Annotated in this window: 21 protein-coding genes; 17 read left to right on the forward strand and 4 right to left on the reverse strand. The window is 70.3% G+C overall.

The genetic code is table 11. The features are described from left to right. Nucleotides 1-43 precede the first annotated feature (43 nt). On the reverse strand, nt 44-631 hold the full coding sequence (locus AOK08_RS06395) for a hypothetical protein (RefSeq protein ID WP_055524459.1): 588 nt from the start codon (nt 629-631) through the stop codon (nt 44-46). Nucleotides 632-835: 204 nt separating this feature from the next. On the opposite strand from AOK08_RS06395, the gene fmt reads away from it, so the two are divergent. Further along, nucleotides 836-1768, forward strand: coding sequence for a methionyl-tRNA formyltransferase (fmt, locus tag AOK08_RS06400; protein ID WP_055524460.1), 933 nt, complete (start codon nt 836-838; stop codon nt 1766-1768). Nucleotides 1769-1873: 105 nt separating this feature from the next. Further along, the gene (locus tag AOK08_RS06405) at nt 1874-3301 is read left to right on the forward strand and encodes an RsmB/NOP family class I SAM-dependent RNA methyltransferase (RefSeq protein WP_055524461.1); all 1428 of its coding nucleotides are present in this window, start codon (nt 1874-1876) and stop codon (nt 3299-3301) included. Here AOK08_RS06405 and AOK08_RS06410 read toward each other — a convergent pair. After that, complete coding sequence (locus AOK08_RS06410) at nt 3282-5435, reverse strand: MMPL family transporter (RefSeq protein WP_055524462.1); 2154 nt, start codon at nt 5433-5435, stop codon at nt 3282-3284. The genes AOK08_RS06405 and AOK08_RS06410 overlap by 20 nt on opposite strands. Nucleotides 5436-5593: 158 nt before the next feature. Between AOK08_RS06410 and rpe the strand changes: the two genes are divergently transcribed. Both rpe and AOK08_RS06420 read left to right on the forward strand, forming a co-directional pair. Next, nucleotides 5594-6280, forward strand: coding sequence for a ribulose-phosphate 3-epimerase (gene rpe, locus AOK08_RS06415; RefSeq protein WP_055524463.1), 687 nt, complete (start codon nt 5594-5596; stop codon nt 6278-6280). Between the two features lie 93 nt (nt 6281-6373). Next, on the forward strand, nt 6374-7417 hold the full coding sequence (locus tag AOK08_RS06420; RefSeq protein ID WP_055524478.1) for a sugar-binding transcriptional regulator: 1044 nt from the start codon (nt 6374-6376) through the stop codon (nt 7415-7417). 104 nt (nt 7418-7521) lie between these two features. On the opposite strand, the gene AOK08_RS06425 is transcribed toward AOK08_RS06420, so the two are convergent. Then, nucleotides 7522-9792 carry an MMPL family transporter gene (locus tag AOK08_RS06425; RefSeq protein ID WP_055524464.1) on the reverse strand — a complete coding sequence of 757 codons (2271 nt, stop codon included), beginning with the start codon at nt 9790-9792 and terminating at the stop codon, nt 7522-7524. A 215-nt stretch (nt 9793-10007) separates the two neighbouring features. Between AOK08_RS06425 and AOK08_RS06430 the strand changes: the two genes are divergently transcribed. From AOK08_RS06430 to AOK08_RS06440, 3 genes are all read left to right on the forward strand, one after another. Beyond that, a complete protein-coding gene (locus AOK08_RS06430) occupies nt 10008-10424 on the forward strand; it encodes a barstar family protein (protein ID WP_055524465.1) in 417 nt (138 codons plus the stop codon). 208 nt (nt 10425-10632) lie between these two features. Then, nucleotides 10633-12075, forward strand: a complete 1443-nt coding sequence (locus AOK08_RS06435) for a GuaB1 family IMP dehydrogenase-related protein (RefSeq protein WP_055524466.1) — start codon at nt 10633-10635, stop codon at nt 12073-12075. A 7-nt stretch (nt 12076-12082) separates the two neighbouring features. Beyond that, a complete protein-coding gene (locus tag AOK08_RS06440) occupies nt 12083-12535 on the forward strand; it encodes an Lrp/AsnC family transcriptional regulator (RefSeq protein ID WP_055524467.1) in 453 nt (150 codons plus the stop codon). A 173-nt stretch (nt 12536-12708) separates the two neighbouring features. Here AOK08_RS06440 and AOK08_RS06445 read toward each other — a convergent pair whose 3' ends face one another. Next, on the reverse strand, nt 12709-13449 hold the full coding sequence (locus AOK08_RS06445) for a GntR family transcriptional regulator (protein ID WP_055524468.1): 741 nt from the start codon (nt 13447-13449) through the stop codon (nt 12709-12711). Between the two features lie 233 nt (nt 13450-13682). Here AOK08_RS06445 and AOK08_RS06450 point away from each other — a divergent pair, with 233 nt between their 5' ends. From AOK08_RS06450 to AOK08_RS06495, 10 genes are all read left to right on the forward strand, one after another. After that, complete coding sequence (locus tag AOK08_RS06450) at nt 13683-14840, forward strand: ABC transporter substrate-binding protein (protein WP_055524469.1); 1158 nt, start codon at nt 13683-13685, stop codon at nt 14838-14840. Further along, the gene (locus tag AOK08_RS06455) at nt 14837-15733 is read left to right on the forward strand and encodes an ABC transporter permease (protein ID WP_055524470.1); all 897 of its coding nucleotides are present in this window, start codon (nt 14837-14839) and stop codon (nt 15731-15733) included. Before AOK08_RS06450 ends, AOK08_RS06455 begins: the two co-directional genes overlap by 4 nt. Then, nucleotides 15721-16545 carry an ABC transporter permease gene (locus AOK08_RS06460; protein ID WP_055524471.1) on the forward strand — a complete coding sequence of 275 codons (825 nt, stop codon included), beginning with the start codon at nt 15721-15723 and terminating at the stop codon, nt 16543-16545. The genes AOK08_RS06455 and AOK08_RS06460 overlap by 13 nt, the downstream gene beginning before the upstream one ends. Then, complete coding sequence (locus tag AOK08_RS06465) at nt 16542-17729, forward strand: ABC transporter ATP-binding protein (RefSeq protein ID WP_055524472.1); 1188 nt, start codon at nt 16542-16544, stop codon at nt 17727-17729. The genes AOK08_RS06460 and AOK08_RS06465 overlap by 4 nt, the downstream gene beginning before the upstream one ends. Beyond that, complete coding sequence (locus tag AOK08_RS06470; RefSeq protein WP_055524473.1) at nt 17729-18655, forward strand: ABC transporter permease; 927 nt, start codon at nt 17729-17731, stop codon at nt 18653-18655. The genes AOK08_RS06465 and AOK08_RS06470 overlap by 1 nt, the downstream gene beginning before the upstream one ends. Further along, nucleotides 18656-19468 (forward strand): ABC transporter permease, encoded by an 813-nt coding sequence (locus AOK08_RS06475; RefSeq protein WP_055524474.1) that lies wholly within the window; start codon nt 18656-18658, stop codon nt 19466-19468. It abuts the gene before it with no gap. Nucleotides 19469-19514: 46 nt separating this feature from the next. Next, nucleotides 19515-20933 (forward strand): NAD(P)/FAD-dependent oxidoreductase, encoded by a 1419-nt coding sequence (locus AOK08_RS06480; RefSeq protein WP_055524475.1) that lies wholly within the window; start codon nt 19515-19517, stop codon nt 20931-20933. A gap of 234 nt (nt 20934-21167) precedes the next feature. Continuing rightward, nucleotides 21168-21620, forward strand: a complete 453-nt coding sequence (locus AOK08_RS06485; RefSeq protein ID WP_055524476.1) for a hypothetical protein — start codon at nt 21168-21170, stop codon at nt 21618-21620. 184 nt (nt 21621-21804) lie between these two features. Beyond that, complete coding sequence (locus tag AOK08_RS44450) at nt 21805-22485, forward strand: hypothetical protein (protein WP_157876578.1); 681 nt, start codon at nt 21805-21807, stop codon at nt 22483-22485. A 191-nt stretch (nt 22486-22676) separates the two neighbouring features. Continuing rightward, nucleotides 22677-23311: hypothetical protein (locus AOK08_RS06495; RefSeq protein WP_157876579.1), on the forward strand; the 635-nt coding region annotated here is incomplete at its 3' end.

The raw sequence follows: 23311 nt of genomic DNA on the forward strand, positions 1-23311 counted from the left end.
GTGCGGGAGGGCAGAGGGTGGGGTGGGGGTGTGGTTCGGGGTGTCAGCCGTTGCGTGGGCCGGGGAAGGCCGTTGGCCTCGACTCGTCGCGTGGGAAGACGGTCGGCCGCACCTCGTCGCGGAGGGTCGGGCTGCCCGCCGTCGGCTGGGTCGGCATCGAACGGGCCGCGGGCACCGTCGGCGTGGGCATGACGGTGCCGACGCCGCTGACCGTCCCGACACCGACCGTACGGCCGGCCGAGGTCTCCGTGGCGCGCTCGGCGTCGGCCGCTGCCTGGGCGGCTGCGCGGCGGGCGCCGTAACGGCGGTGTACTGCCTGCTTGGTGACCCCGAGCGCGGAGCCCACCGCGTCCCACGAGAAGCCGAGCGAGCGGTCGAAGTCCACGGCGGCCGTGACCAGGGTCTCGACGCTGTCCCGCAGTTCCTGGGCGAGGCGGACGGTCGGGGCGGGGGCACGTCCGTAGACGACGAAGCCCGTGGAGGGGCCGGAGCGGCGCGGGCGGTAGACGTTGCCCAACTGGGCGGTGAGCGTGCGCAGTGCGTCCACCTGCCGGCGGACCCGCTCGATGTCCCGCACCAGCAAGTGCAGGCTGGCCCGAGCCTGGGCGTCGTGGGTTGCGTGGTCGGCCATGAACAAGCCTCTCGAAACCGGCGTTGAAAAGGAAGGGCCGCACGGTGTGGCGGCCCGTTGTGGTCAACTCTTTCTTGACCAACGCGATTTTGCGTGAGTGGTCACGGTGCGGGGGCGTAGGAACATATGCGTACGCCCCCTGGAGTGCGGTCCTAGACTGGTGCGCTGCCCGCAGAATCCCGTCCGAGAGGCCCACGCCCGCCCATGAGGCTTGTCTTCGCTGGTACCCCCGAGGTAGCCGTTCCCGCCCTGGATGCCCTGATCGGGTCGGAACGGCATGAAGTGGTCGCCGTCGTCACACGGCCCGACGCGCCCGCCGGGCGGGGACGCAGGCTGGTCGCCAGTCCCGTGGCCCAGCGGGCCGAGGAGGCCGGGATCGAGGTGCTGAAGCCCGTCCGGCCCAGGGACGAGGAGTTCCTGGCCAGGCTGAGGGAGATCGGGCCCGACTGCTGCCCCGTCGTCGCCTACGGCGCCCTGCTGCCCCGTGTCGCCCTCGACATCCCCGTCCACGGCTGGGTCAACCTGCACTTCTCGCTGCTGCCCGCATGGCGTGGGGCCGCGCCCGTGCAGCACTCCATCATGGGCGGCGACGAGATCACCGGCGCCTCCACCTTCCTTATCGAGGAGGGCCTCGACTCCGGCCCCGTCTACGGCACGGTGACCGAGATGGTCCGGCCCACCGACACCAGCGGCGACCTGCTGACCCGGCTCGCCTTCGCCGGCTCCGGGCTGCTCGCCGCGACCATGGACGGCATCGAGGACGGCACGCTGAAGGCCGTACCGCAGCCCGCCGACGGCATCACCCTCGCGCCGAAGATCACCGTCGAGGACGCCCACGTCGACTGGTCCGTACCCGCTCTCCGGGCCGACCGGATCGTGCGCGGATGCACTCCGGCGCCCGGCGCCTGGACCGTGTTCCGGGGCGAGCGGCTCAAGCTCATCCACGTCACCCCCGTGCCGGACCACACGGATCTCGCTCCCGGTGTGCTCTCCGTCGGCAAGAACAACGTGTACGTCGGCACCGGATCGCACGCCGTCGAGCTGCTGTGGGTGCAGGCACAGGGCAAGAAGCCGATGCGCGCCGCCGACTGGGCCCGGGGCGTGCGGATCGCCGACGGCGAGGTGCTCGGCGCCTGAGACCTCACATTCCCGTGCACGGCCTGTACCGCGAGGCTCTGGCCGGTCTGCCACGACGTACGCTGGAAACCGCACCCCTTTTCCCATATCCGGAGCACCTTTTTCGTGAGTGAGCAGCCCAGTCGGCCCCACAAGTCCGGCAAGCCAGGCAAGCCCTACCGTCGGCCCCAGAAGGACCCCGTCCGCATCCTCGCCTTCGAGGCGCTGCGCGCCGTGGACGAGCGGGACGCGTACGCCAACCTGGTGCTGCCGCCGTTGCTGCGGGCGGCCCGGGCGAAGGGGGACTTCGACGGGCGGGACGCGGCCCTCGCGACCGAGCTGGTGTACGGGACGCTGCGGCGGCAGGGTACCTACGACGCCGTGATCGGTGAGTGCGTCGACCGGCCCCTGCGCGAGGTCGATCCGCCGGTGCTCGATGTGCTGAGCCTGGGTGTGCATCAGTTGCTGGGGACGCGCATTCCCACGCACGCCGCCGTGTCCGCCTCCGTCGAGCTGGCCAGGGTCGTGCTCGGCGACGGACGGGCCAAGTTTGTGAACGCCGTGCTGCGCAAGGTCGCCCAGCACGATCTGGACGGCTGGATCGAACGCGTCGCGCCGCCCTACGACGAGGATCCCGAGGATCACCTCGCCGTCGTGCACTCGCACCCCCGGTGGGTCGTCTCCGCCCTGTGGGACTCCCTGGGCGGCGGACGCGCCGGGATCGAGGAGCTGCTCGCCGCCGACAACGAGCGGCCCGAGGTCACCCTGGTCGCCCGTCCCGGACGGTCCACCACCGAGGAGCTGCTCCGCGAGGAGGCCGCGGTCCCCGGGCGCTGGTCGCCGTACGCCGTACGGCTCGCCGAAGGCGGGGAACCCGGTGCCATCGACGCCGTACGGGACGGGCGTGCGGGCGTGCAGGACGAGGGGAGTCAGCTCGTCGCGCTCGCCCTGGCCAACGCCCCGCTCGACGGGCCCGACAAGGCCTGGCTCGACGGGTGTGCCGGGCCCGGCGGCAAGGCGGCACTGCTCGCCGCTCTCGCCGCCGAGCGGGGCGCGCTGCTGCTCGCCTCGGAGAAGCAGCCGCACCGGGCCGGGCTGGTCGCGAAGGCGCTGCACGGCAATCCGGGCCCGTACCAGGTCGTCGTGGGCGACGGGACCCGGCCGCCGTGGCGGGCCGGCAGTTTCGACCGGGTGCTGATGGACGTGCCGTGCACCGGGCTCGGGGCGCTGCGCAGACGGCCCGAGGCACGCTGGCGGCGGCGCCCCGAGGATCTCGAAGGGTTCGCCCCGCTTCAGCGCGCGCTGCTGGCCACCGCGCTGGAGTCGGTCCGCGTCGGCGGGATCGTCGGCTACGCCACCTGCTCGCCGCACCTCGCCGAGACCAGGGCCGTGGTCGAGGACCTGATCAAGCAGCACCCGAATACCGAACTCGTCGACGCCCGGCCCCTGCTGGAGGGCGTGAGCGACCTCGGTGACGGCCCCGACGTGCAGTTGTGGCCGCATCTGCACGGCACCGACGCCATGTATCTGGCCATCATCCGCCGGACCGGTTGACCTCCGGGGCGGCGGGCCTGGGCTCCACGGCCCCGGTCCCGCCGTCCTCCCGGGCCAGGCGGTGCGGCCACCACACCTTCGGGCCCACATCCAGGAACAGGGCGGGGACCAGCACCGACCGGACCACGAACGTGTCCAGGACCACGCCCAGGGCGACCGCGAAGCCGATCTCCGCGAACCCCACCATCGGCAGCGTGCCCAGCGCCGCGAACGTGCCGGCCAGGACCAGGCCCGCCGAGGTGATGACCGCGCCCGTCGTCGACAGGCCCGTCACCACGCCCTTGCGGGTGCCCTGGCGGGTGGCTTCCTCGCGGATGCGGGTGGTCAGGAAGATGTTGTAGTCGATGCCCAGCGCCACCAGGAACACGAAGACGAAGAGCGGGAAGTCCGTCGACTCGCCCGCGTAGTCGAACAGGTGGCGGAAGGCGAGGGCGCTGAGGCCCAGTGCCGCCGTGAAGGACAGCACCACCGTGCCGATCAGCAGCAGCGGGGCGACCAGGGCCCGCAGCAGGCCGCAGAGGATGATCAGGACCACGGTCAGGACGAGCGGGATGATCAGGATGTTGTCGTGGGTCGTCGCCCGGTCCATGTCCAGCAGGGCCGCCGTACCGCCACCCACCCGGGCGTCCGCGCCCGGCACCGCGTGCACGGCGTCCCGTACCCGGTCCACGGTCTGTTTCGCGGCCTCGCTGTCCGCGGGCGCGGTCATCGTGGCCTCGAACAGCACCTTGCCGTCGTGGAAGGGCCTCGTGCCCGGCGGCAGGCCCAGCGACGTGGGCACCACGCCAGGAGTCTCCGCTACTGTCCGGCGGACCTCCTGGGCCTGTGCCCGATCGCTGATGACAACGAGTGGATCGCCGCTGCCCGCCGGGAAGTAGCGTGCGGACACCTCCTGGCCGACGATCGAGTCCGGCTTGTCGGTGAACGCGTCCGCGTTGCTCAGGCCCTCGGCGCGCAACTGCATCAGGCCGAACGAGCACGCGATCAGGGCCGCCGCCGTGGCGCCCCAGATCATCCGGGGGCGGAGAGCGATACGCCGGCCCGTCCGGGCCCACACACCGCGCTTGGTCGGGTCGGGGGAGCCGTTGTGCGGGATCACCGGCCAGAAGATCCAGCGGCCGAAGATCACCAGCAGCGCCGGGAAGAGCGTCGTCATGGCGAGCAGGGCCACCGCCACCCCGATCGCCGCCACCGGGCCCAGGCCGCTCGTCGAGTTCATCTCGGCGGCCATCAGCACCAGCATGCCGAGGACGACCGTCGCGCCGGACGCGATGACGGCCGGGCCCGCGCGGTGCAGGGCAAGCGCCATCGCCTCGTGACGGTCCTCGTGGCGGCGCAGCTCCTCCCGGTAGCGGGCGACCAGGAGCAGCGCGTAGTCCGTCCCCGCGCCGAACACCAGCACGGTGAGAATGCCGGCGCTCTGACCGTTCACCGTCAGGCCCGCGTGCTGGGCGAGGAAGTAGATCAGCGCCTGCGCGGTGAACAGGGCGGCGACCACGCCCAGCAGGGGTACGAGGATCAGGGTGGGGCTGCGATAGGTGAGCAGCAGCATCACGATGACGACGCCCATCGCCGCGAGCAGCAGTGTCGAGTCGATGCCCTCGAAGGCCTTGGAGAAGTCGGCCGAGGTACCGCCGGGCCCGGTGACGTGCACGGCCAGTCCGGTGGCACCCGTACTGGCGGCGGCCCGGATGGAGTCGGCGGCGGGCGCGATCCGCTTCCAGCCCTTCGCGTCCATCGTGATGGGTACGAGGATCTGCGCGGCCCGCGGATCAACGGCACGGTCGTACACCGGGCCCCGGGTCTCCGCGCCCCGGATGCCATGGTCCCGGAGCTTCCTCATCTGCGCCGCGTCCTCGGCGATCCGCGCCCGGTCCGCCACCGTGAGCCCGCTCTCGCGCGCGTAGACGACGATCGCCGGGATCTGCTCGGGCCTGAAGCCCTCGGAGAGATGAAGAACCTGGGTCGACTCCGCCGACCCCGGCAGCCAGGAGGCGGCGTCGTTGTCCTGGGCGTCGGTGAGCTTCTGCGCAAAGGGCGCGACGAGCAGGAGCAACACCAGCCACAGGCCCAGCACCAGCCACTTGGCCCGCCGCCCACAAACGAAATAAGCGATCCCACGGTCCCTGTTCATACCGACCTCACCTGGTCCCACCCAGGGGCGCGGGGCTGTGACATTTGCGGCTCCGCCGCGTGGGCGCGACCAGCCACAGCGGACCTGCGGACTACACGCAACCCCAGCCACAAGGGACCCAACCGCGCACCCCCCGGAGGGCATGGCAGGCTTGGGGCATGGCCGCGCAGATCAACCCCAGTATCCTGTCCGCCGACTTCGCCCGACTCGCCGAGGAGGCGAAGGCGGTCGAAGGCGCCGACTGGCTTCATGTCGATGTGATGGACAACCATTTCGTACCGAACCTCACGCTGGGTGTGCCGGTCGTGGAGTCCCTGGCCCGGGCGACGGACACGCCGCTGGACTGTCACCTGATGATCGAGGACCCCGACCGCTGGGCTCCGCAGTACGTGGAAGCGGGCGCCGGTTCCGTCACTTTCCATGTGGAGGCCGCCGCCGCTCCGGTGCGGCTCGCCCGTGAGATCCGGGCGAAGGGTGCCAGGGCCTCCATGGCCCTCAAGCCCGCGACCCCGATCGAGCCGTACGAGGACCTGCTGCCCGAACTCGACATGCTGCTGATCATGACGGTCGAGCCGGGATTCGGCGGCCAGGCGTTTCTCGACATCATGCTCCCCAAGATTCGCCGCACCCGCGAGTTGATCAGCAAGCACGGACTCGAGCTGTGGCTCCAGGTCGACGGAGGCGTCTCCGCCTCCACCATCGAGCGCTGCGCGGAGGCCGGCGCCGACGTCTTCGTCGCCGGATCGGCCGTCTACGGCGCCGCGGACCCGGCCGAGGCGGTACGTGCACTGCGCACCCAGGCACAGGCGGCGACCGCCGGTGCGAGCTGGGCGTGCGACCACTGAGCCAAGGGAACGTGAACGACGTACTTCTGGGCAGATCAACCTCTCGGGATCTGACAGGATGAACGGCGAGTCCAGAATGTGAACAGCAGCGACGTGAAGAGCAGTGAGGAGATCGCCGTGTCGGGTATGTCGGCTGGCCGGTCAGCCATGCGGATGGGACCCGCTGAGCTGGTTCAGGCGGCGGCCATGGCCCGCCGCTTCTACCTGGAGGGCAAGTCCAAGATCCAGATCGCCGAGGAGTTCGGCGTCAGCCGCTTCAAGGTGGCCCGGGTCCTGGAGACCGCTCTCGAACGGGATCTGGTGCGGATCGAGATCCGTGTCCCGGCCGAACTGGACGCCGAGCGCTCGGACGCGCTGCGCGCCCGGTACGGCCTCCGGCACGCGGTCGTGGTCGAGTCCCCGGCCGAGGCCCAGGAATCGCCCGACCCCGAGAACCTTGGCGAGGTGGCCGCCGACTTTCTCGGCGAACTGGTGAACGAAGGCGATGTGCTCGGCCTCGCCTGGGGCCGGTCCACCATCCACATGGCGGCGGCCCTCGACCGGCTGCCGCCCTGCACGGTGGTCCAGTTGACGGGGGTGTACGACGCCGGAACCGCCGAGCGCGGATCCGTCGAGGCGGTCCGCCGTGCCGCCCAGGTGTCCGGCGGCGACGCCCATCCCATCTACGCTCCGATGCTGCTGCCCGACGCGGCCACCGCCGCCGCGCTGCGCAACCAGACGGGGATCGCGCGGGCCTTCGAGTACTTCGACAAGGTCACCGTCGCGTGCGTCTCCATCGGCTCCTGGGAGGCCGGTATCTCGACGGTGCACGACATGCTCAGCGACGAGGAACGCGGTCACTACGCGTCCCTGGGTGTCGCCGCCGAGATGTCCGCGCACCTGTTCGACGCCGAGGGGCGCAGGGTCGGCCGTGACCTCGGCGAGCGGTGCATCACCGTCAAGACGGACCAGCTCCGCCGGGTCCCCGAGGTCGTCGCGATCGCGGGCGGGCAGCGCAAGGCCGCCGCGATCGACGCGGTGCTGCGGTCCGGGCTGGTCACCAGCCTGGTCACGGACACCTCGGCCGCGGACTATCTGATGACGGCGGGCCCGACACCGAAGCCGGCCCTCAACAGGGCTGACCCCGACGGGATCTGACGGGATGCAGAGGTTGCGGGCGGGCGGTGCCCGGGTTCCCTTCCGGGGCCCGGGCACCGGCCTTTCCCGGCGCCGTCCGCCTCCCTCGGCCGTCCTGCTCCTCCTCAGTCGTCCTGCTCCCCGCCCTCCGCGTCCAGGTGCGGCAGCACCCGGTCGAGCCAGGCCGGTGTCCACCAGGCGTGGCTGCCGAGCAGCGTCATGACGGCCGGCACCATCAGCAGCCGTACGACCGTCGCGTCGATGAGCACACTCACGGCGAGACCCAGGCCGAGCATCTTCACCACCACGTTGTCGCTCACGATGAACGCGGCGAAGACGCTCACCATGATCAGGGCCGCGCAGGTGATCACCCGGGCGGTGATCTCCAGGGCGTGGGCCACCGAGTCCCGTGCGTCGCCGGTGCGCAGCCAGGCCTCGTGGACGCGGGAGAGCAGGAAGATCTCGTAGTCCATGCTGAGGCCGAAGATGATGGCGAACATCATCATCGGGACGTAGCTCTCGATGGGCACCTTGCCGTGGACACCCAGCGCGGGCCCGCCCCAGCCCCACTGGAAGACGGCCACGACCACGCCGTACGAGGCAGCGATCGACAGGACGTTGAGCACGGCCGCCTTCACCGCCACCAGCAGGCCCCGGAAGACGATCAGGATGATCAGGAAGGCGAGGGCGACGACCACGGCGATGATCAGCGGGAGGCGGCTCGCGACGATGTCACGGAAGTCGACCTGGGCGGCGGTCGTACCGGTCACATAGCCGTGTGCGGCCGTTCCCGAGACGGCCCCGGGCAGGGTGTCGTCGACCAGGTGGTTGGTCAGGTCGGTGGTGGTCTCGCTCTGCGGGGACTCCTTGGAGTAGACCGTGCCGACCAGGACGTCCCCGTCCTTCGTCGCGGTGAGGGGAGTGGTGGTGGCCGCTCCCGGTACGTCCGTCAGTGCCTTGCCCGCCTTCGAGGCGAGCGCGGAGCGCTGGTCGGAGGGCACCTTCGACTGGTCGATGACGACGGTGAGCGGACCGTTGGAGCCGGGCCCGAACGACTTGGCCATGATGTCGTAGGCCCGCCGGTCGGTGAACGAGGTCGGATCGGCGCCGTCCCCGATGTGGCCGAGCTGGATGGACAGCACCGGGATCGCCAGCACCAGCACCACCAGGACCCCGCCGGTCAGGAACCACCAGGGGCGCCGCTCGACGCGCTGCGCGTAGCGGTGCCAGGTGCCCTGTACTTCGGCGTCGGTGTCGTCGGCGCCGGTCTCGGCGATCGGGCGGCGGACGTGGTAACGGTCGATACGGCGGCCGATGAGCCCCAGCAGGGCCGGGACCAGGGTGAGGGCGCCCACGACCGCGGAGATCACCGTCACGGCGGCGGCCACGCCCAGCAGGCCGATGAACGCGACCCCCGAGACGGACAGCCCGGCCAGCGCGACGATCACCGTGCACCCGGAGACCAGGACGGCCCGCCCGCTGGTCGCGGCGGCGTGGCCCGCCGCCCGTACCGGATCGTCGCCGTTCATCAGGTTCTGCCGGTGCCGGGTGATCAGGAACAGCGCGTAGTCGATGCCCACACCCAGGCCGATCATGGTGGCCAGCGTGGGGGAGACCGTGGCGAAGGTGAACGCCGACGCGAGCAGGCCGAGGCAGGCGAGTCCGCCGACCACGCTGGTCAGGGCGGTCAGCAGGGGGATACCGGCGGCGATCACGCTGCCGAAGCCGACCAGCAGGACGACGACGGCCACGCCGAACCCGATCAGCTCGCTGACCCGGTCGTCGGCCTTCGGCCGGGCCAGCTCGCCCAGTGGTCCGCCGTACTCGACCTGCACTCCGGCCGCCCGCAGCGGCTGCACCGATTTGTCGACTCCGTCGAGGTAGCCGTCGCCTAGGGTGGACGGCTGGACGTCGAAGCGAACGGTGATGTACCCGGTCTTCGCGTCGCCGGAGAGCGGGCCGACGGACTGTTTGCCGGTGGACTGGGGCTGTGAGCCCGGCGGGGGCAGCGGGTTCTGGACGGACAGGACATGCGGGAGTTTCCCTAGGTCGGTGACAGTCTGGGACATCTGCGTGGACAGATCGGTCAGCGGCTTCGACGAATCCTTGAGCACGATCTGGCTGCCGTAGCCGCCGGCCGCCGGATCATGCTTCTTCAGGACGTCGAGGCCCTGCTGCGACTGCACTCCGGGCAGGGAGAAGTTGTCGGAGTACTCACCGCCGAAGGAACGGTTGAGCACCTGGAGCGCGACGAGCGCGACCAGCCAGGCGAAGATGACGATCACGAAGTGGCGGGCACACCACTCGCCCAGCCGGCGCAGTCTTCCGCGGGTGTCGTCGTGTCCCCCCGAGTGGCCCCCCGAGGCTGCTGCTGGCGTTGCTGTCGGCGATGACATGCGCGGCTCCCGCCGGAGGCTGGCTGGTCATCTTCATTGAACGACTCGCCGATGGGTGTGTCCTGTTGAGAGCAGGTCGCCCGGGCTCCCACCGGGTACTGATCAGGTTCTCTCCGGGATTCCCGTCCGGGTCTCGTTGTCATGGGGCGGGGCGGTGGGATCTACTACAGCGATGATCACTTCGATCCTTCGCGACTCCTCACGGCGGTACTGAGATGACCGACCACCCGCTCGCCGCGGTGTTCGCCGGCCGGGCGCCCGCCGGTGTGCTGTCCTGGCCCGCCGCGTTCCCGGCGGAGCGCGCGCTCGAAGCCGCCCGCGAGGCCGGCTGGGAGGCCGCCGACCTCGACCTCGCCGAGGTGTCGGACAAGGCCGGCCTGATGACGGCCTGCGCGACCGCGATGCGGTTCCCCGACCACTTCGGCTCGAACTGGGACGCCCTGGCGGACTGTCTCGGCGATCTCGCGTGGTGGCCCGCGAGCCGCGGCCGGCTCCTGCTCGTCCGGAACTGGCAGGCGTACGCGGCTGCCCGGCCCGCCGAGTGGAACACGCTCCAGGAGATCTTCGCCGACGCCGCCGCGAGCTGGCGGGAGACGGAGACGGGGCTGGCGGTGGTGATGGTGCTCGCCTGAGGCCCGTGCCGTCGTGTGCTGCCGTGTCCCGCCCTGTGCCGTCCAGGCGGTGGCGGGCCCTCGGAGGATGCCACGAGCCGTCCCGGGAACCGTCTGGACGATCCGACCAGGCGATTTCAGGTCACCGGCATGGGACAATGAGGTACGTGCTCTTCCCCCTGGCTGTCCTGTCCGGGGGCAACCTCTGATCGACCGGGATGTGCGGCACGTGCGTTTCCTCAACGACATCCAGCCCTCTTACGACCTGACGTACGACGATGTCTTCATGGTCCCGAGCCGTTCCGCCGTGGGTTCCCGGCAGGCCGTGGACCTCTCGTCCCCGGACGGTACGGGTACGACGATCCCGCTGGTCGTCGCCAACATGACCGCCATCGCGGGCCGCCGGATGGCCGAGACGGTCGCGCGGCGCGGCGGGCTCGTCGTCATCCCGCAGGACATCCCGATCGAGGTCGTCACCGACGTCGTCACCTGGGTCAAGAGCCGCCACCTCGTGCTCGACACGCCGATCGTGCTCGCCCCTCACCAGACCGTCGCCGACGCCCTCGCCCTGCTGCCCAAGCGGGCGCACAACGCGGGCGTGGTCGTCGACGCCGAGCAGCGGCCGGTCGGTGTGGTCACCGATGCCGACCTGTCCGGTGTGGACCGCTTCACCCAGCTCTCCGAGGTCATGTCGAAGGACCTGCTGCTCCTCGACGCCGGCATCGACCCGCGCGAGGCCTTCAACCGCCTCGACGCCGCCAACCGGCGTTACGCGCCCGCCGTCGACGCCGACGGCAGGCTCGCCGGCATCCTCACCCGCAAGGGCGCCCTGCGTGCGACCCTCTACACGCCGACCACGGATGTGAACGGCAAGCTGCGTATCGCCGCCGCCGTCGGCATCAACGGCGATGTGGCCGGAAAGGCACAGCAACTGCTCGACGCGGGGGTCGACACCCTCGTCATCGACACCGCGCACGGCCACCAGGAGTCGATGCTCAGCGCCATCAAGCTGGTGCGCGACCTCGACCCGAACGTCCCGATCGCCGCCGGCAACATCGTCGCCGCCGAGGGCGTCAAGGACCTGATCGACGCGGGCGCCGACATCATCAAGGTCGGCGTCGGACCGGGCGCCATGTGCACCACCCGCATGATGACGGGCGTGGGCCGGCCGCAGTTCTCGGCGGTCCTGGAGTGCGCGGCCGAGGCGAAGAAGTACGGCAAGCACGTCTGGGCGGACGGCGGGGTACGCCACCCCCGGGACGTCGCGATGGCACTGGCCGCCGGCGCGTCCAACGTCATGGTGGGCTCCTGGTTCGCGGGGACGTACGAGTCCCCGGGCGACCTTCAGCAGGACGCAGCCGGGCACCTCTACAAGGAGTCGTTCGGCATGGCGTCGGCGCGCGCGGTGCGCAACCGTACGTCGGAGGAGTCGGCGTACGACCGGGCCCGCAAGGCGCTGTTCGAGGAGGGCATCTCCACGTCCCGGATGTTCCTCGACCCGGCCCGGCCGGGCGTCGAGGACCTGATCGACTCGATCATCGCGGGCGTCCGTTCCTCCTGCACCTACGCCGGGGCCAACTCCCTCGAGGAGTTCGCCGAGAAGGCCGTCGTCGGCGTCCAGAGCGCCGCCGGATACGCGGAGGGCAAGCCGCTCCACGCCAGCTGGAGCTGACCCGGCCGTGCTGAACGATCTCGACGAACGTATCGTGCACGCCCTCGCCGAGGACGCGCGTCGCTCCTACGCGGACATCGGACAGCTCGTCGGGCTGTCCGCGCCCGCTGTGAAGCGGCGCGTGGACCGGCTCCGGGAGAGCGGCGCGATCACCGGGTTCACCGTGCGGGTGGACCCGGCTGCGCTGGGGTGGGAGACGGAGGGGTTCGTCGAGATCTACTGTCGGCGGAACACCTCGCCGGAGACGATTCAGCGGGGGCTGGAGCGGTATCAGGAGGTGGTGGCCGCGTCCACGGTCACCGGGGAGGCGGATGCGGTGGTGCAGGTTTTCGCCTCTGACATGCGGCACTTCGAGCGGGTGCTTGAGCGGATCGCGGGGGAGCCGTTCGTCGAGCGGACGAAGTCCGTGTTGGTGCTGTCGCCGTTGCTGCGGAGGTTTTCTTCCGGGTCGCCCGCGTAGGTGTCTCTCGGCGCCTACTGGGTGCCTCTGGGGGTGCGTTGGCGGGTGCTGCGCCGTTGTGGCTTGTCGCGCAGTTCCCCGCGCCCCTTCCCGGCAGCGCCTCCGGGCCTGTTTACAAGTTGCCCCCCGCTCCTGCTCGCAAGTGACCGTCAACCTCGCTTGCAAGTCGCTGTTTACCCCTGTGTTTTTCGCGCCAGGGCGTTGTTGGCGATGGAGTTGTGGATGCTGAAGCTCACCGCGTCGCCTCTGTAGCGGTCGTCGGACCATTCGACCGGGCGGCCCTCTCGCGTTGTCGTTACGCGGCGGACGCGGAGTAGGGGGCTTGTGCGGCGGATGTCGAGGAGTTCGGCGTCCTGGGCGCCCGCCGCCACCGCGTCGATGACGTGTTCGCCGTATGCGAAGACCAACCCCGTGTCCTCGAAGAGGCGTTGGGTGACCGAGGGGCAGTCCCGCTCGATGGGTTCGACGGACGGGGCGATCCAGTCGGCGTAGACCGTGCGTTCCAGGAGGACCGGTTCGCCGTCCAGCCCGCGTACCCGTAGGACGTACAACACCCTTGTCGTCTCGGGTAGTTGGAGGCGCATCGCGTCCTCCGTCGTCGCCGGGCGGTACTCCTGGTGCACCACCTTGCCCGTCGCCTCGCGGCCCATCGCGCGGGCCCACTGGGCGAAGCTGCGCAGTTCCTCGAAGGTCTGGCTGCGACGGCTGGCCAGGACCACCCGGCGGGCGCCCTGGCGGGAGCCGATCAGGCCCTCGGCGGTCAGGGCCGCCACCGCCTGGCGGATCGTGCCGCGGGCCACGCCGTAGTGGGCGGCGAGTTCCGTCTCCGGGGGCAGACGGCTGCCGACTGTGTACTGCTCGCGGTCGATCGCCCGGCGCAGTTCGTCGGCGATCTCCTCGTGTCGCGCGGTCATGGTTCCCCTCTGAGCTCGTCGCTGTGCACAGCGTGACCAGCCTAATCGACGTCCGCGACCGCTCCGCGACCCGTCCGTGACCCGTTCGTGAGCTGCGCGATTGTGCAGGAAATCAGGGGTTGGCGTTTCGCCGGTGTTCACTGACGCGACACCGGTGGCGGGCGTACTGAGGCCAACTTGTTCAGACAAGTTCTTCGCACTTCCTCACCCTCGTGCGCACCCCTGGAGAGACCGTGATCGTGTCCCTGCCGATGACAGCCGTCCGCGGCGGCGTCCTCGCCGTCGTCGCAGCGCTCGCCCTGAGCGCCTGCGGCGCGGCCCCCGACACCACGTCGACCACCGCGAACGGCAAGAGCGCGGCCACCGCGACCTCCGCCGCCGACCTCGGTGGCCTGGACAAGCTGGTCGCCGCCGCCAAGAAGGAGGGCACGCTGCACGCCATCGCCCTTCCCCGTGACTGGGCCAACTACGGCGCCCTGATCGACGGTTTCCAGAAGAAGTACGGCATCAAGATCGAGGTCGAGAACCCCGACGGGGCGAGCCAGGACGAGATCAACGCCGTCACGTCGAGGAAGGGGCAGGACCGCGCTCCCGACGTCCTCGACCTGGGCAGTTCGTTCGCGTTGAGCGCCGCCCAGCAGGGGCTGCTCGCGCCCTACAAGGTCGCCTCCTTCGCCGACATCCCCGAGGGCCAGAAGGACCCGGAGGGCCGCTGGTTCAACGACTACGGCGGCTACATCTCCATCGGGTGCGACGCCAAGCGTGTGAAGACCTGCCCCACCTCCTTCGCCGACCTGCTGAAGCCCCAGTACAAGGGTCAGGTCGCCCTCAACGGCAACCCCACCAAGTCCGGCTCGGCCTTCGCCGGCGTCTGGGCGGCCTCGCTCGCCAGTGGCGGTTCCTTCGACGACATCCAGCCCGGCCTCGACTTCTTCGCCAAGCTGAAGAAGAACGGCAACTACACGCCCGTCGAGTCGACCCCGGCCACCGTCGAGAAGGGCGAGACTCCCATCAGCATCGACTGGGACTACCTCAACGCCGGTTACGCCGACGAGTTCAAGTCCAAGGGCGTCGACTGGACGGTGTCCGTGCCCACCGACGGCGAGTTCTCCCAGTTCTACTCCCAGGCCATCAACAAGGACGCCCCGCACCCCGCCGCCGCCCGGCTGTGGCAGGAGTACCTCTACAGCGCCGAGGGACAGAACCTCTGGCTCAAGGGATACGCGCGCCCGGTCCTGATGCCCGCGCTGGACAAGGCCGGCACGCTCGACAAGGACGCCGCGGCCAAGCTGCCCAAGGTCTCCGGCACGCCGAAGTTCCCGACCGAGGCCCAGCAGAGCAAGGCCAAGGCTGCGCTGGCCCAGGGCTGGGGCAAGGCCGTCTCCGGATGACCGACACCCTCTCGCGGGTCGACGTGGCGTCCGCCGCTTCCACGAAGCGGCGGCGCCGCGCCCCCGACTGGCTCGCCGTACTGCCGCTGCTCGTCTTCGTCGCGATCGCCTTCGGGGTGCCCGCCCTGGCCATGCTGAACGGTGCCTTCACCGTCAAGGACCAGGCCACCGGCGCCACTTCGTACACCACGGCCAATCTGACCGACTCCCTCCAGGGCCCCTATCTGACCGCGCTGCTCGGCAGCGTCAAGCTGTCCGCGGTCTCGGCGCTCCTGTCGACCGTCCTCGGACTGCTGCTCGCCCAGGCCGTGGTGACCTCCCGGTTCCGGGCGCTGCGCGAGGCCGTGCTCACCGCCTCCGGGGTGCTCGCCAACTTCGGCGGGGTGCCGCTGGCCTTCGCCTTCGTCGCCACCCTTGGCAACTCCGGTGTGGTGACCCGGCACTTGGGGCTCACGGACCAGGGCTGGAGCCTCTACAGCTTCTGGGGACTGGTGATCGTCTACCTCTACTTCCTGATCCCGCTGATGGTGCTCACGATCACGCCCGCGCTCGACGGACTGCGCTCCCAGTGGCGTGAGGCCGCGCGGAACAACGGGGCCACCGCCGTCCAGTACTGGCGGTACGTCGCCCTGCCCGTGCTGCTGCCCTCGCTCCTCGGCGGGTTCGTGCTCCTGTTCGGCAGCGCCTTCGCCGCGTACGCCACCGCCGCGGCCATGGTGGGCAGTTCGATCCCGCTGGTCACCCTCCAGATCGCCGACGCCATCTCCGGCAACGTGCTCGTCGGCCAGGAGAACGTGGCACTCGCCCTCAGCCTCGACATGGTCCTGATCGCGGGCCTGGTCATGGCCGTGTACCTGCCCCTGCAACGGAGGAGCGCGCGATGGCTCGCCTGAACCCGCGCCCGAACCTTTGGCGCTGGGCCGTCCTGGCGTTCGCCGCGGTCTACTTCCTCGTCCCGCTCGCCGCATCCGTGATCTTCACGGTCGACGTACCGGGCCAGGGCGTCACCTTCGACGCGTACGGCCAGATCCTCGGCGCCGACGGCTTCCTGACGGGCCTGATCCTCTCCCTCGAACTGGCCGCCGCCACCATCGCCGTCGTCCTGCTGCTGATGGTGCCAGCGATGGTCGCCCTGCGGCTCGGCGCACCCCGGCTGGGGCCGGTCATCGAGGTGATCTGCTCGCTGCCGCTCGTGGTCCCGCCGATCGCGTTCGTCGCGGGGATCTCGACCGTCCTCAAGTGGGGTCCGGAATATCTCTCCCGTACGCCCCTGTTCCAGACCTTCGTCGCCATCCAGAACCCCGACTTCCCCGTTGTCCTGGTTCTCGCGTACGTCGTGATGGCGCTGCCCTTCGTCCACCGGTCGCTGGACGCCGGACTGCGCGCGATGGACGTCCGGACGCTGGTCGAGGCGGCCCGCAGTTGCGGTGCGAGCCCGGTGCAGGCGCTGGTGACGGCCGTGCTGCCCAACCTGCGCGGGGCGCTGCTCAATGCCTCCTTCCTCACCCTGGCCCTGGTACTGGGCGAGTTCACCGTGTCCCACCTGCTCGGCTTCCAGCCGTTCGCCGTGTGGATCTACAGCGTCGGCGGCTCGCAGGCCCAGTTGTCCGTCGCCGTCTCCGTGCTCAGCCTCCTCGTCACCTGGGCCCTTCTCCTCGCGCTCGCCGGGCTCGGCGGGCGTACCCGAACCGCCGCCAAGGGATGAATGACATGACGCTCGAAAAGGCTGCCACCGTCGAATTCCGGGGCCTGCGCCGGGAGTTCGGCCCGACCGTCGCCCTCGACGGACTCGACCTCGACGTCCGGCCGGGCGAACTGGTAGCGCTGCTCGGCCCGTCCGGCTGCGGCAAGACCACCGCCCTGCGCATGCTCGCCGGGTTCGAACACCCCGACTCCGGCGAGGTGTTGGTCGACGGCCAGGACGTCACCGAGGTCCCGGCCCACCGCCGGGACGCCGGGATGGTCTTCCAGTCGTACAGCCTCTTCCCGCACCTCAGCGCCGTCGACAACGTGGCCTTCGGACTGCGGATGCGCAAGGTGCGTACGGCCGAACGGCGGGCCCGCGCCGCCGAGTTGCTCGACCTCGTGGGCCTCGGCGACAAGGGCGAGCGGTTCCCGCACCAGCTCTCCGGCGGCCAGCAGCAGCGCGTCGCCGTGGCCCGAGCGCTGATCAACCACCCCAAGGTGCTCCTCCTCGACGAGCCGCTCGGCGCCCTCGACCTCAAGCTGCGCCGCCAGATGCAGTTGGAGCTCAAGCGCATCCAGACCGAGGTCGGCATCACGTTCGTGCACGTCACGCACGACCAGGAGGAGGCCATGACGATGGCCGACACGGTCGCCGTGATGAACGGCGGCCGGGTCGAGCAGCTCGGCTCGCCCAGCGACCTCTACGAGAACCCGCGGACCACGTTCGTCGCGAACTTCCTCGGCACCTCCAATCTCATCGAGGCCGAGGTGGACACCCGCAGCGGCGACGGCATCGTCCTCAAGGCGGGCGGCGGCAAGCTCCTGCTCCCCGAGGCGCGATGTTCCGCGCCGACGACGACCGGCGGCAAGGTGCTCGTCGGGGTCCGCCCCGAGAAGATCTCCCTCACGCACGCGGACGCCGCCGGTGACATCCCGGCCGGCCGCAACCGCATCACCGGAAAGATCGCGGCCACCAGTTTCATCGGGGTCTCCACGCAGTACGTCGTCGACAGCGCCGTCTGCCCCGAGTTCGAGGTGTACGTCCAGAACATCGACCGCGACGCCAAGCTGGCCCCCGGCGCCGAGGTCGTCCTGCACTGGAACCCGGCGCACACCTTCGGCCTGCACGCCGATCAGTCCCTGCTTGCTGGGACGACGGGCTCCGCGGGCGTCGGGACGGTCGACGACGAGGCGGCCGTCTGATGGCCACCGCGACCTCCGAAGCGCCTGCCCTGGCGCCCGCACCCGCGACGAAGCCCCCGCGCCGAAGAGGCCGCTGGACGCCGTACTGGCTGCTCCTGCCCGGCCTGCTGTGGCTGTTCGTGTTCTTCGCGCTGCCGATGGTCTACCAGGTCTCCACGTCCGTGCAGACGGGTTCCCTGGAGGAGGGCTACAAGGTCACCTGGCACTTCGCGACCTACTGGAACGCCCTGGCCGACTACTGGCCGCAGTTCCTGCGCTCGGTGCTGTACGCCGGTTCCGCGACTGTCCTCTGCCTGCTGCTGGGCTATCCGCTCGCGTATCTGATCGCGTTCCGCGCGGGGCGCTGGCGCAACCTGATCATGATCCTGGTCATCGCGCCGTTCTTCACCAGCTTCCTGATCCGTACGCTCGCCTGGAAGACGATCCTCGCGGACGGCGGCCCGGTCGTCGGCGTCCTGAACTCACTGCACGTCCTGGACGTCACGAGCCGGCTCGGCATCACCGCCGGGGACCGGGTGCTGGCCACGCCGCTCGCGGTGGTCTGCGGTCTGACGTACAACTTCCTGCCGTTCATGATCCTGCCGCTCTACACCTCGCTCGAACGCATCGACGGACGGCTGCACGAAGCGGCCGGCGACCTCTACGCGAGGCCCTTCACGACCTTTCGCAAGGTCACCTTCCCGCTGTCGATGCCGGGTGTCGTCTCCGGCACACTGCTCACCTTCATCCCGGCGAGCGGCGACTACGTCAACGCCGACCTGCTCGGCTCGACGGACACCCGCATGGTCGGCAACGTCATCCAGACGCAGTTCCTGCGCATCCTCGACTATCCGACGGCCGCCGCCCTCTCCTTCATCCTCATGGCCGCGATCCTCGTCATGGTCACCCTCTACATCCGCAAGTCCGGGACGGAGGACCTGGTTTAAATGGCCTTCGTGAATTCGATCGGGCGCTGGCTCAAGAGCCATTTCGTCGTCATCGCGGGACTTTTCACCCTCGGTTATCTGCTCCTGCCGAACATCGTCGTCACGGTGTTCTCCTTCAACAAACCGAAGGGCCGCTTCAATTACGAGTGGCAGCAGTTCTCGACGGACGCCTGGCGTGACCCCTGCGGGGTCGTCGGCATGTGCGGCTCGCTCTCGCTCAGTCTGCGGATCGCCTTCTGGGCGACCGTCGGGGCGACCGTCCTCGGCACGATGATCGCCTTCGCGCTGGTGCGGTACCGCTTCCGGGCACGGGGCGCCGTCAACTCGCTGATCTTCCTCCCGATGGCGATGCCCGAGGTCGTCATGGCCGCCTCACTGCTCACCCTGTTCCTCAACCTGGGCGCTCAGCTGGGCTTCTGGACGATCCTGATCGCCCACATCATGTTCTGCCTCAGCTTCGTCGTCGTCGCCGTGAAGGCACGCGTGATGTCGATGGACCCACGCCTGGAGGAGGCCGCCCGGGACCTGTACGCGGGCCCGGTGCAGACCTTCGTACGCGTCACCCTCCCGATCGTCGCCCCCGGAATCGTGGCGGGCGCGCTGCTCGCCTTCGCGCTCTCCTTCGACGATTTCATCATCACCAATTTCAACGCGGGTTCGACCGTCACCTTCCCCATGTTCGTCTGGGGTTCGGCGCAGCGCGGAACGCCCGTGCAGATCAATGTCATCGGTACGGCCATGTTCCTGATCGCCGTACTGTTCGTGCTTGCCGGAATGGTCATCGGCAATCGCCGGAACAGGCAGAAGGCCTGATCCGGAGGACAGGAAAAACGGAAAACCCCTGTAGGGAGTTGAAATCATGGCCCCAAGCGCCATGAGCATGTGGACCAAGTCTCTTTCCGACGCACAGCCGGTCGCGTACTGGCTGGACGACCCGGGCAGGCCCCGCCCCGAGCCCGCCCTCACCGGCGCCGAGAGCTGCGACCTGCTGGTCGTGGGCGGCGGGTACAGCGGGCTGTGGACCGCGCTGATCGCCAAGGAGCGCGACCCCGGGCGGGACGTCGTACTCGTCGAGGGCCGCGAGGTGGGCTGGGCCGCCTCGGGCCGCAACGGCGGCTTCTGCGCCGCCTCCCTCACCCACGGACTGGCCAACGGACTGGCCCGCTGGCCGGACGAGATCCACCGGCTGGAGGAACTCGGCGCGCGGAACCTCGACGAGATCGAGAAGGCCGTCGCCCGCCACTCCCTCGACTGCGACTTCGAACGCACCGGCGAGATCGACGTCGCCACCGAACCCCACCAGGCGGACGAACTCCGTTCCTGGTACGAGGAGCTGAGGGAGAAGGGCCTCGCGGCCGGCGTCGAGTTCCTGGACACGGAGGCGGTACGGGAGCAGGTCGCGTCCCCCACCTTCCTGGCCGGACTGCACGACCGCACCGGCGTCGCGATGCTCAACCCGGCGAAACTGGCCTGGGGCCTGAAGCGGGCCTGCCTGCGACTCGGCGTCCGCGTCTACGAGCACACCCCGGCCCTCGCACTGCGGCCGAACGGCGCCGGAATGGCCGTACGCACCCCGTACGGCGCGGTCCGCGCCCGCCGGGTCGCCCTCGGCACGAACATCTTCCCGAACCTGGTCAAGCGGGTGCGCGCGTACACCGTCCCGGTCTACGACTACGCCCTGATGACCGAACCCCTGAGCGAGACGCAGCTCGCCGACATCGGCTGGCAGGGCCGCCAGGGCCTCGGGGACAGCGCCAACCAGTTCCACTACTTCCGGCTGAGCGCCGACAACCGCGTCCTGTGGGGCGGCTACGACGCGATCTATCCGTACGGCGGCCGGGTGCGCGCCGAGTACGACGACCGCCCGGAGACCTACGCCAAGCTGGCCGACCACTTCTTCACCTGCTTCCCGCAGCTGGAGGGCGTGCGCTTCACACACGCGTGGGGCGGCGCGATCGACACCTGCTCGCGCTTCTCGGCGTTCTTCGGCACCGCGCACGGCGGGAAGGTGGCGTACGCGGCGGGGTTCACCGGCCTCGGCGTCGGCGCCACCCGCTTCGGCGCGGACGTGATGCTGGATCTGCTGGCGGGGGAGCGGACGGAGCGGACGTCACTGGAGATGGTCCGCAAGAAGCCGATGCCGTTTCCTCCGGAGCCGTTCGCGTGGACGGGCATCGCGCTGACCAAGTGGTCGTTGGCGCGGGCGGATGCGCACGCCGGCCGGCGCAACCTGTGGCTCAAGACGATGGACCGGCTGGGTCTGGGTTTCGACAGCTAGCCGCTCCGGACGCGTGGTTCCTCGGCCGTGGGCCGGTGGGGGCTGGTCGCGCCCACGCGGCGGCAGCTGCATATTCAGCACAGCCCCGCGCCCCTTTGGGGCGCGGGCGTACGCCCTGCTCAGGGGCCGTGCCCTGGTTCACTACCAATAAGTAGCCGAACCCGCGTAATGCTCCGGGGAAAGCTCCCTCTCCCTCCTGACGCGACCAGCGTCACAGAGAAAGGGAGGTTCCCCATGACCGGGGCGAAAACGGCGGTCGAGTGGCTCGCGTCCGTCGCACCGGATCCCGAGGCCTGCCGCTGGGAATGGGAGCGCAGTCCCCTGGGGATCACGCTGCTGCCCGCCGGCAAGGCCTGGGACGTACTGATCCTGCGGGGCGAACTCGGCTACCCCACCCTCGATGTCCTCACCCGTGTCATCGACCGGCCCGGCCCGGTGCTCGTCGACTTCGGCGACTCCCGGATGGGCTTTTTCGTGCCGCCGGGCACCGCGGCCCGCTGGCTGGGCACCGGGGTCCGTACGGCGGGACGCGGCACGTGGATCGTCGTCCCGTACCCGGGGCGGGCCACCGGCGGTGTCCGCTGGCTGATTCCGCCGGACGGTTCCGGCACCCTCACCGACCCGGTACTCCTCGAACTGGCCATGCACGAGGCGGCGGCGGGTCCGGTGACCGACGAGGACAGGTGATGTCCGGGACTCATGCGGCTCCCTGATGTCCGCGTGACCACGCTCTCGTCGGCCGTCCGTGCGGTCGACGCGAACCGTGGGCAGCGGGTGCGCAGGGGTGCCCAACAGTGTGTCGCACAGTCAACGGGCGGGTAAAGCCGGGTAATTGACGACAACAGGAGCCGCCGTGGCGCTCGGAGACAGAGTGAGGCGTGTCCGTGCCCGGGGGCGCGCGGTCGCCGCGTCCCTCGCCGTCGGCGCCGTGGCGACGGCCGTCCTGTGGGTCTCGGACCTGGCCCCCGGGTGGCTCGCACCGGTCCTGAGCGCGGTCGTCACCGCCGCCCTGGTCGAGGAAACGGTCCGCCTCCAGCGTCGCCGGACACCTCGCGGCGACCCGGTGGACTTCCACGTCGAACTCTCGGACGTCAGCTATTTCCACGTGCCCGGGACCGCCGGTGAGCCCCCGCACGTCGTACCGGCGAGCGGGCACACCGTACGGCTGTACGTCACGGCACCCGAACGTACGGTCGTGCTGGCGGGACTTCGGGTCGTCGTGGTCGAACGGCGTGCTCCGTGCGGGGTGTTGTCACCGCACGCCGGGATCCTGCCGGTGCGCGCCTACACCGTGCTGCTGGACGAGGACCCGCCGCGCCTGGAACCGCGCGGCGAGGACACCCCGGCCACCTTCTCGTACACGGTCGGCCCGGACGACCCGGAGACGTTCGAACTGCGCGTGGAGACCGAACGCTGGCAGGTGGCCTGGGAGTTGGAGCTCGACTGGGTGTGCGGCCGGCGCACCGGGACGGTCAGGGTGGACCTCGCGGGCCGCCCGTTCCGCACGGCGGCCCGACCGCCGCGCGGCCTGAGCTGGGAGGACCTGGCGTGAAGTGGTGGCGGGGACGGGGAGGGAAACCGGCGAGTGAGGGCCAGCAGCCCTCGGATCTCCCACAGCCCCCACAGCCCCCACAGCGCCCAGAGCCTCCACAGTCCCCACAGCCCCCAGAGCGCCCACAGCCTCCACAGCCTCCGAACCCGCCGGACTACGACATACGGCTCGGTGGGCTGAGCCATGCCTTCGTGGTGCTCGACCCCAGCACCACCGTCGGCCCGGACCCCCTGCACGTACCCGTGACCGGCTACAACGTGTACCTCGATCTGGCGGCCACCGGAGACGTGGACCTCGTCCTGTGGGGCCTGCGCGCCGAGGTGACCGGCCGCCGCCCGATGAAGCCGAACGGGGTGAGCCTCGTACCCCGGCCAGGTCCCGGCATCTCGTTCGCCGAGGAGCTGACGGAGGCGCGCGGGCGGGCCCTGGAGAACTATCAGCCCATGCAGGTGCCGGACGCCGAGTTGTTCCTCGACGAGACCCCGCCGCTGGTGCGCCCAGCGCTCGACGCGCGCGGCATACCCGTCGTGCCGGACTTCCGGCTGCCGCTGCGGATCGTCGCCGGTACGGCCTGGCGGCTCGTGCTCGCCCCCCACACCCAGGACCGCGGTCTCGTCGACTGGCGGCTGTTCGCCGACTTCACCTGCGGGGACTTCCGGGCCACGATCGACTGGGACCTCAAGGTGACCGCCGAGACCACCATGCGGACCTACAGTCTGGGCGGCACCGAAGCGGGCTTCACGCCGGTGCACGTGATCGCACCGCACTGGAGGGTCGCCTGGCCCCCGTCAAGGCCAGGGCCGGGGGTGGGGCCAGGGCTAGGGCC

The sequence above is a fragment of the Streptomyces graminilatus genome, assembly GCF_001418565.1.
GTDB lineage: Bacteria > Actinomycetota > Actinomycetes > Streptomycetales > Streptomycetaceae > Streptomyces > Streptomyces graminilatus.

Coding starts and splice junctions, on each gene's coding strand:
- AOK08_RS06485 (WP_055524476.1), top strand. CDS start 21,168: ATGACCGGGGCGAAAACGGCGGTCGAGTGGCTCGCGTCCGTCGCACCG.
- AOK08_RS06480 (WP_055524475.1), top strand. CDS start 19,515: ATGGCCCCAAGCGCCATGAGCATGTGGACCAAGTCTCTTTCCGACGCA.
- fmt (WP_055524460.1), top strand. CDS start 836: ATGAGGCTTGTCTTCGCTGGTACCCCCGAGGTAGCCGTTCCCGCCCTG.
- AOK08_RS06455 (WP_055524470.1), top strand. CDS start 14,837: ATGACCGACACCCTCTCGCGGGTCGACGTGGCGTCCGCCGCTTCCACG.
- AOK08_RS06460 (WP_055524471.1), top strand. CDS start 15,721: ATGGCTCGCCTGAACCCGCGCCCGAACCTTTGGCGCTGGGCCGTCCTG.
- AOK08_RS06445 (WP_055524468.1), bottom strand. CDS start 13,449: ATGACCGCGCGACACGAGGAGATCGCCGACGAACTGCGCCGGGCGATC.
- rpe (WP_055524463.1), top strand. CDS start 5,594: ATGGCCGCGCAGATCAACCCCAGTATCCTGTCCGCCGACTTCGCCCGA.
- AOK08_RS06470 (WP_055524473.1), top strand. CDS start 17,729: ATGGCCACCGCGACCTCCGAAGCGCCTGCCCTGGCGCCCGCACCCGCG.
- AOK08_RS06475 (WP_055524474.1), top strand. CDS start 18,656: ATGGCCTTCGTGAATTCGATCGGGCGCTGGCTCAAGAGCCATTTCGTC.
- AOK08_RS06425 (WP_055524464.1), bottom strand. CDS start 9,792: ATGTCATCGCCGACAGCAACGCCAGCAGCAGCCTCGGGGGGCCACTCG.
- AOK08_RS06430 (WP_055524465.1), top strand. CDS start 10,008: ATGACCGACCACCCGCTCGCCGCGGTGTTCGCCGGCCGGGCGCCCGCC.
- AOK08_RS06395 (WP_055524459.1), bottom strand. CDS start 631: ATGGCCGACCACGCAACCCACGACGCCCAGGCTCGGGCCAGCCTGCAC.
- AOK08_RS06465 (WP_055524472.1), top strand. CDS start 16,542: ATGAATGACATGACGCTCGAAAAGGCTGCCACCGTCGAATTCCGGGGC.
- AOK08_RS06410 (WP_055524462.1), bottom strand. CDS start 5,435: ATGAACAGGGACCGTGGGATCGCTTATTTCGTTTGTGGGCGGCGGGCC.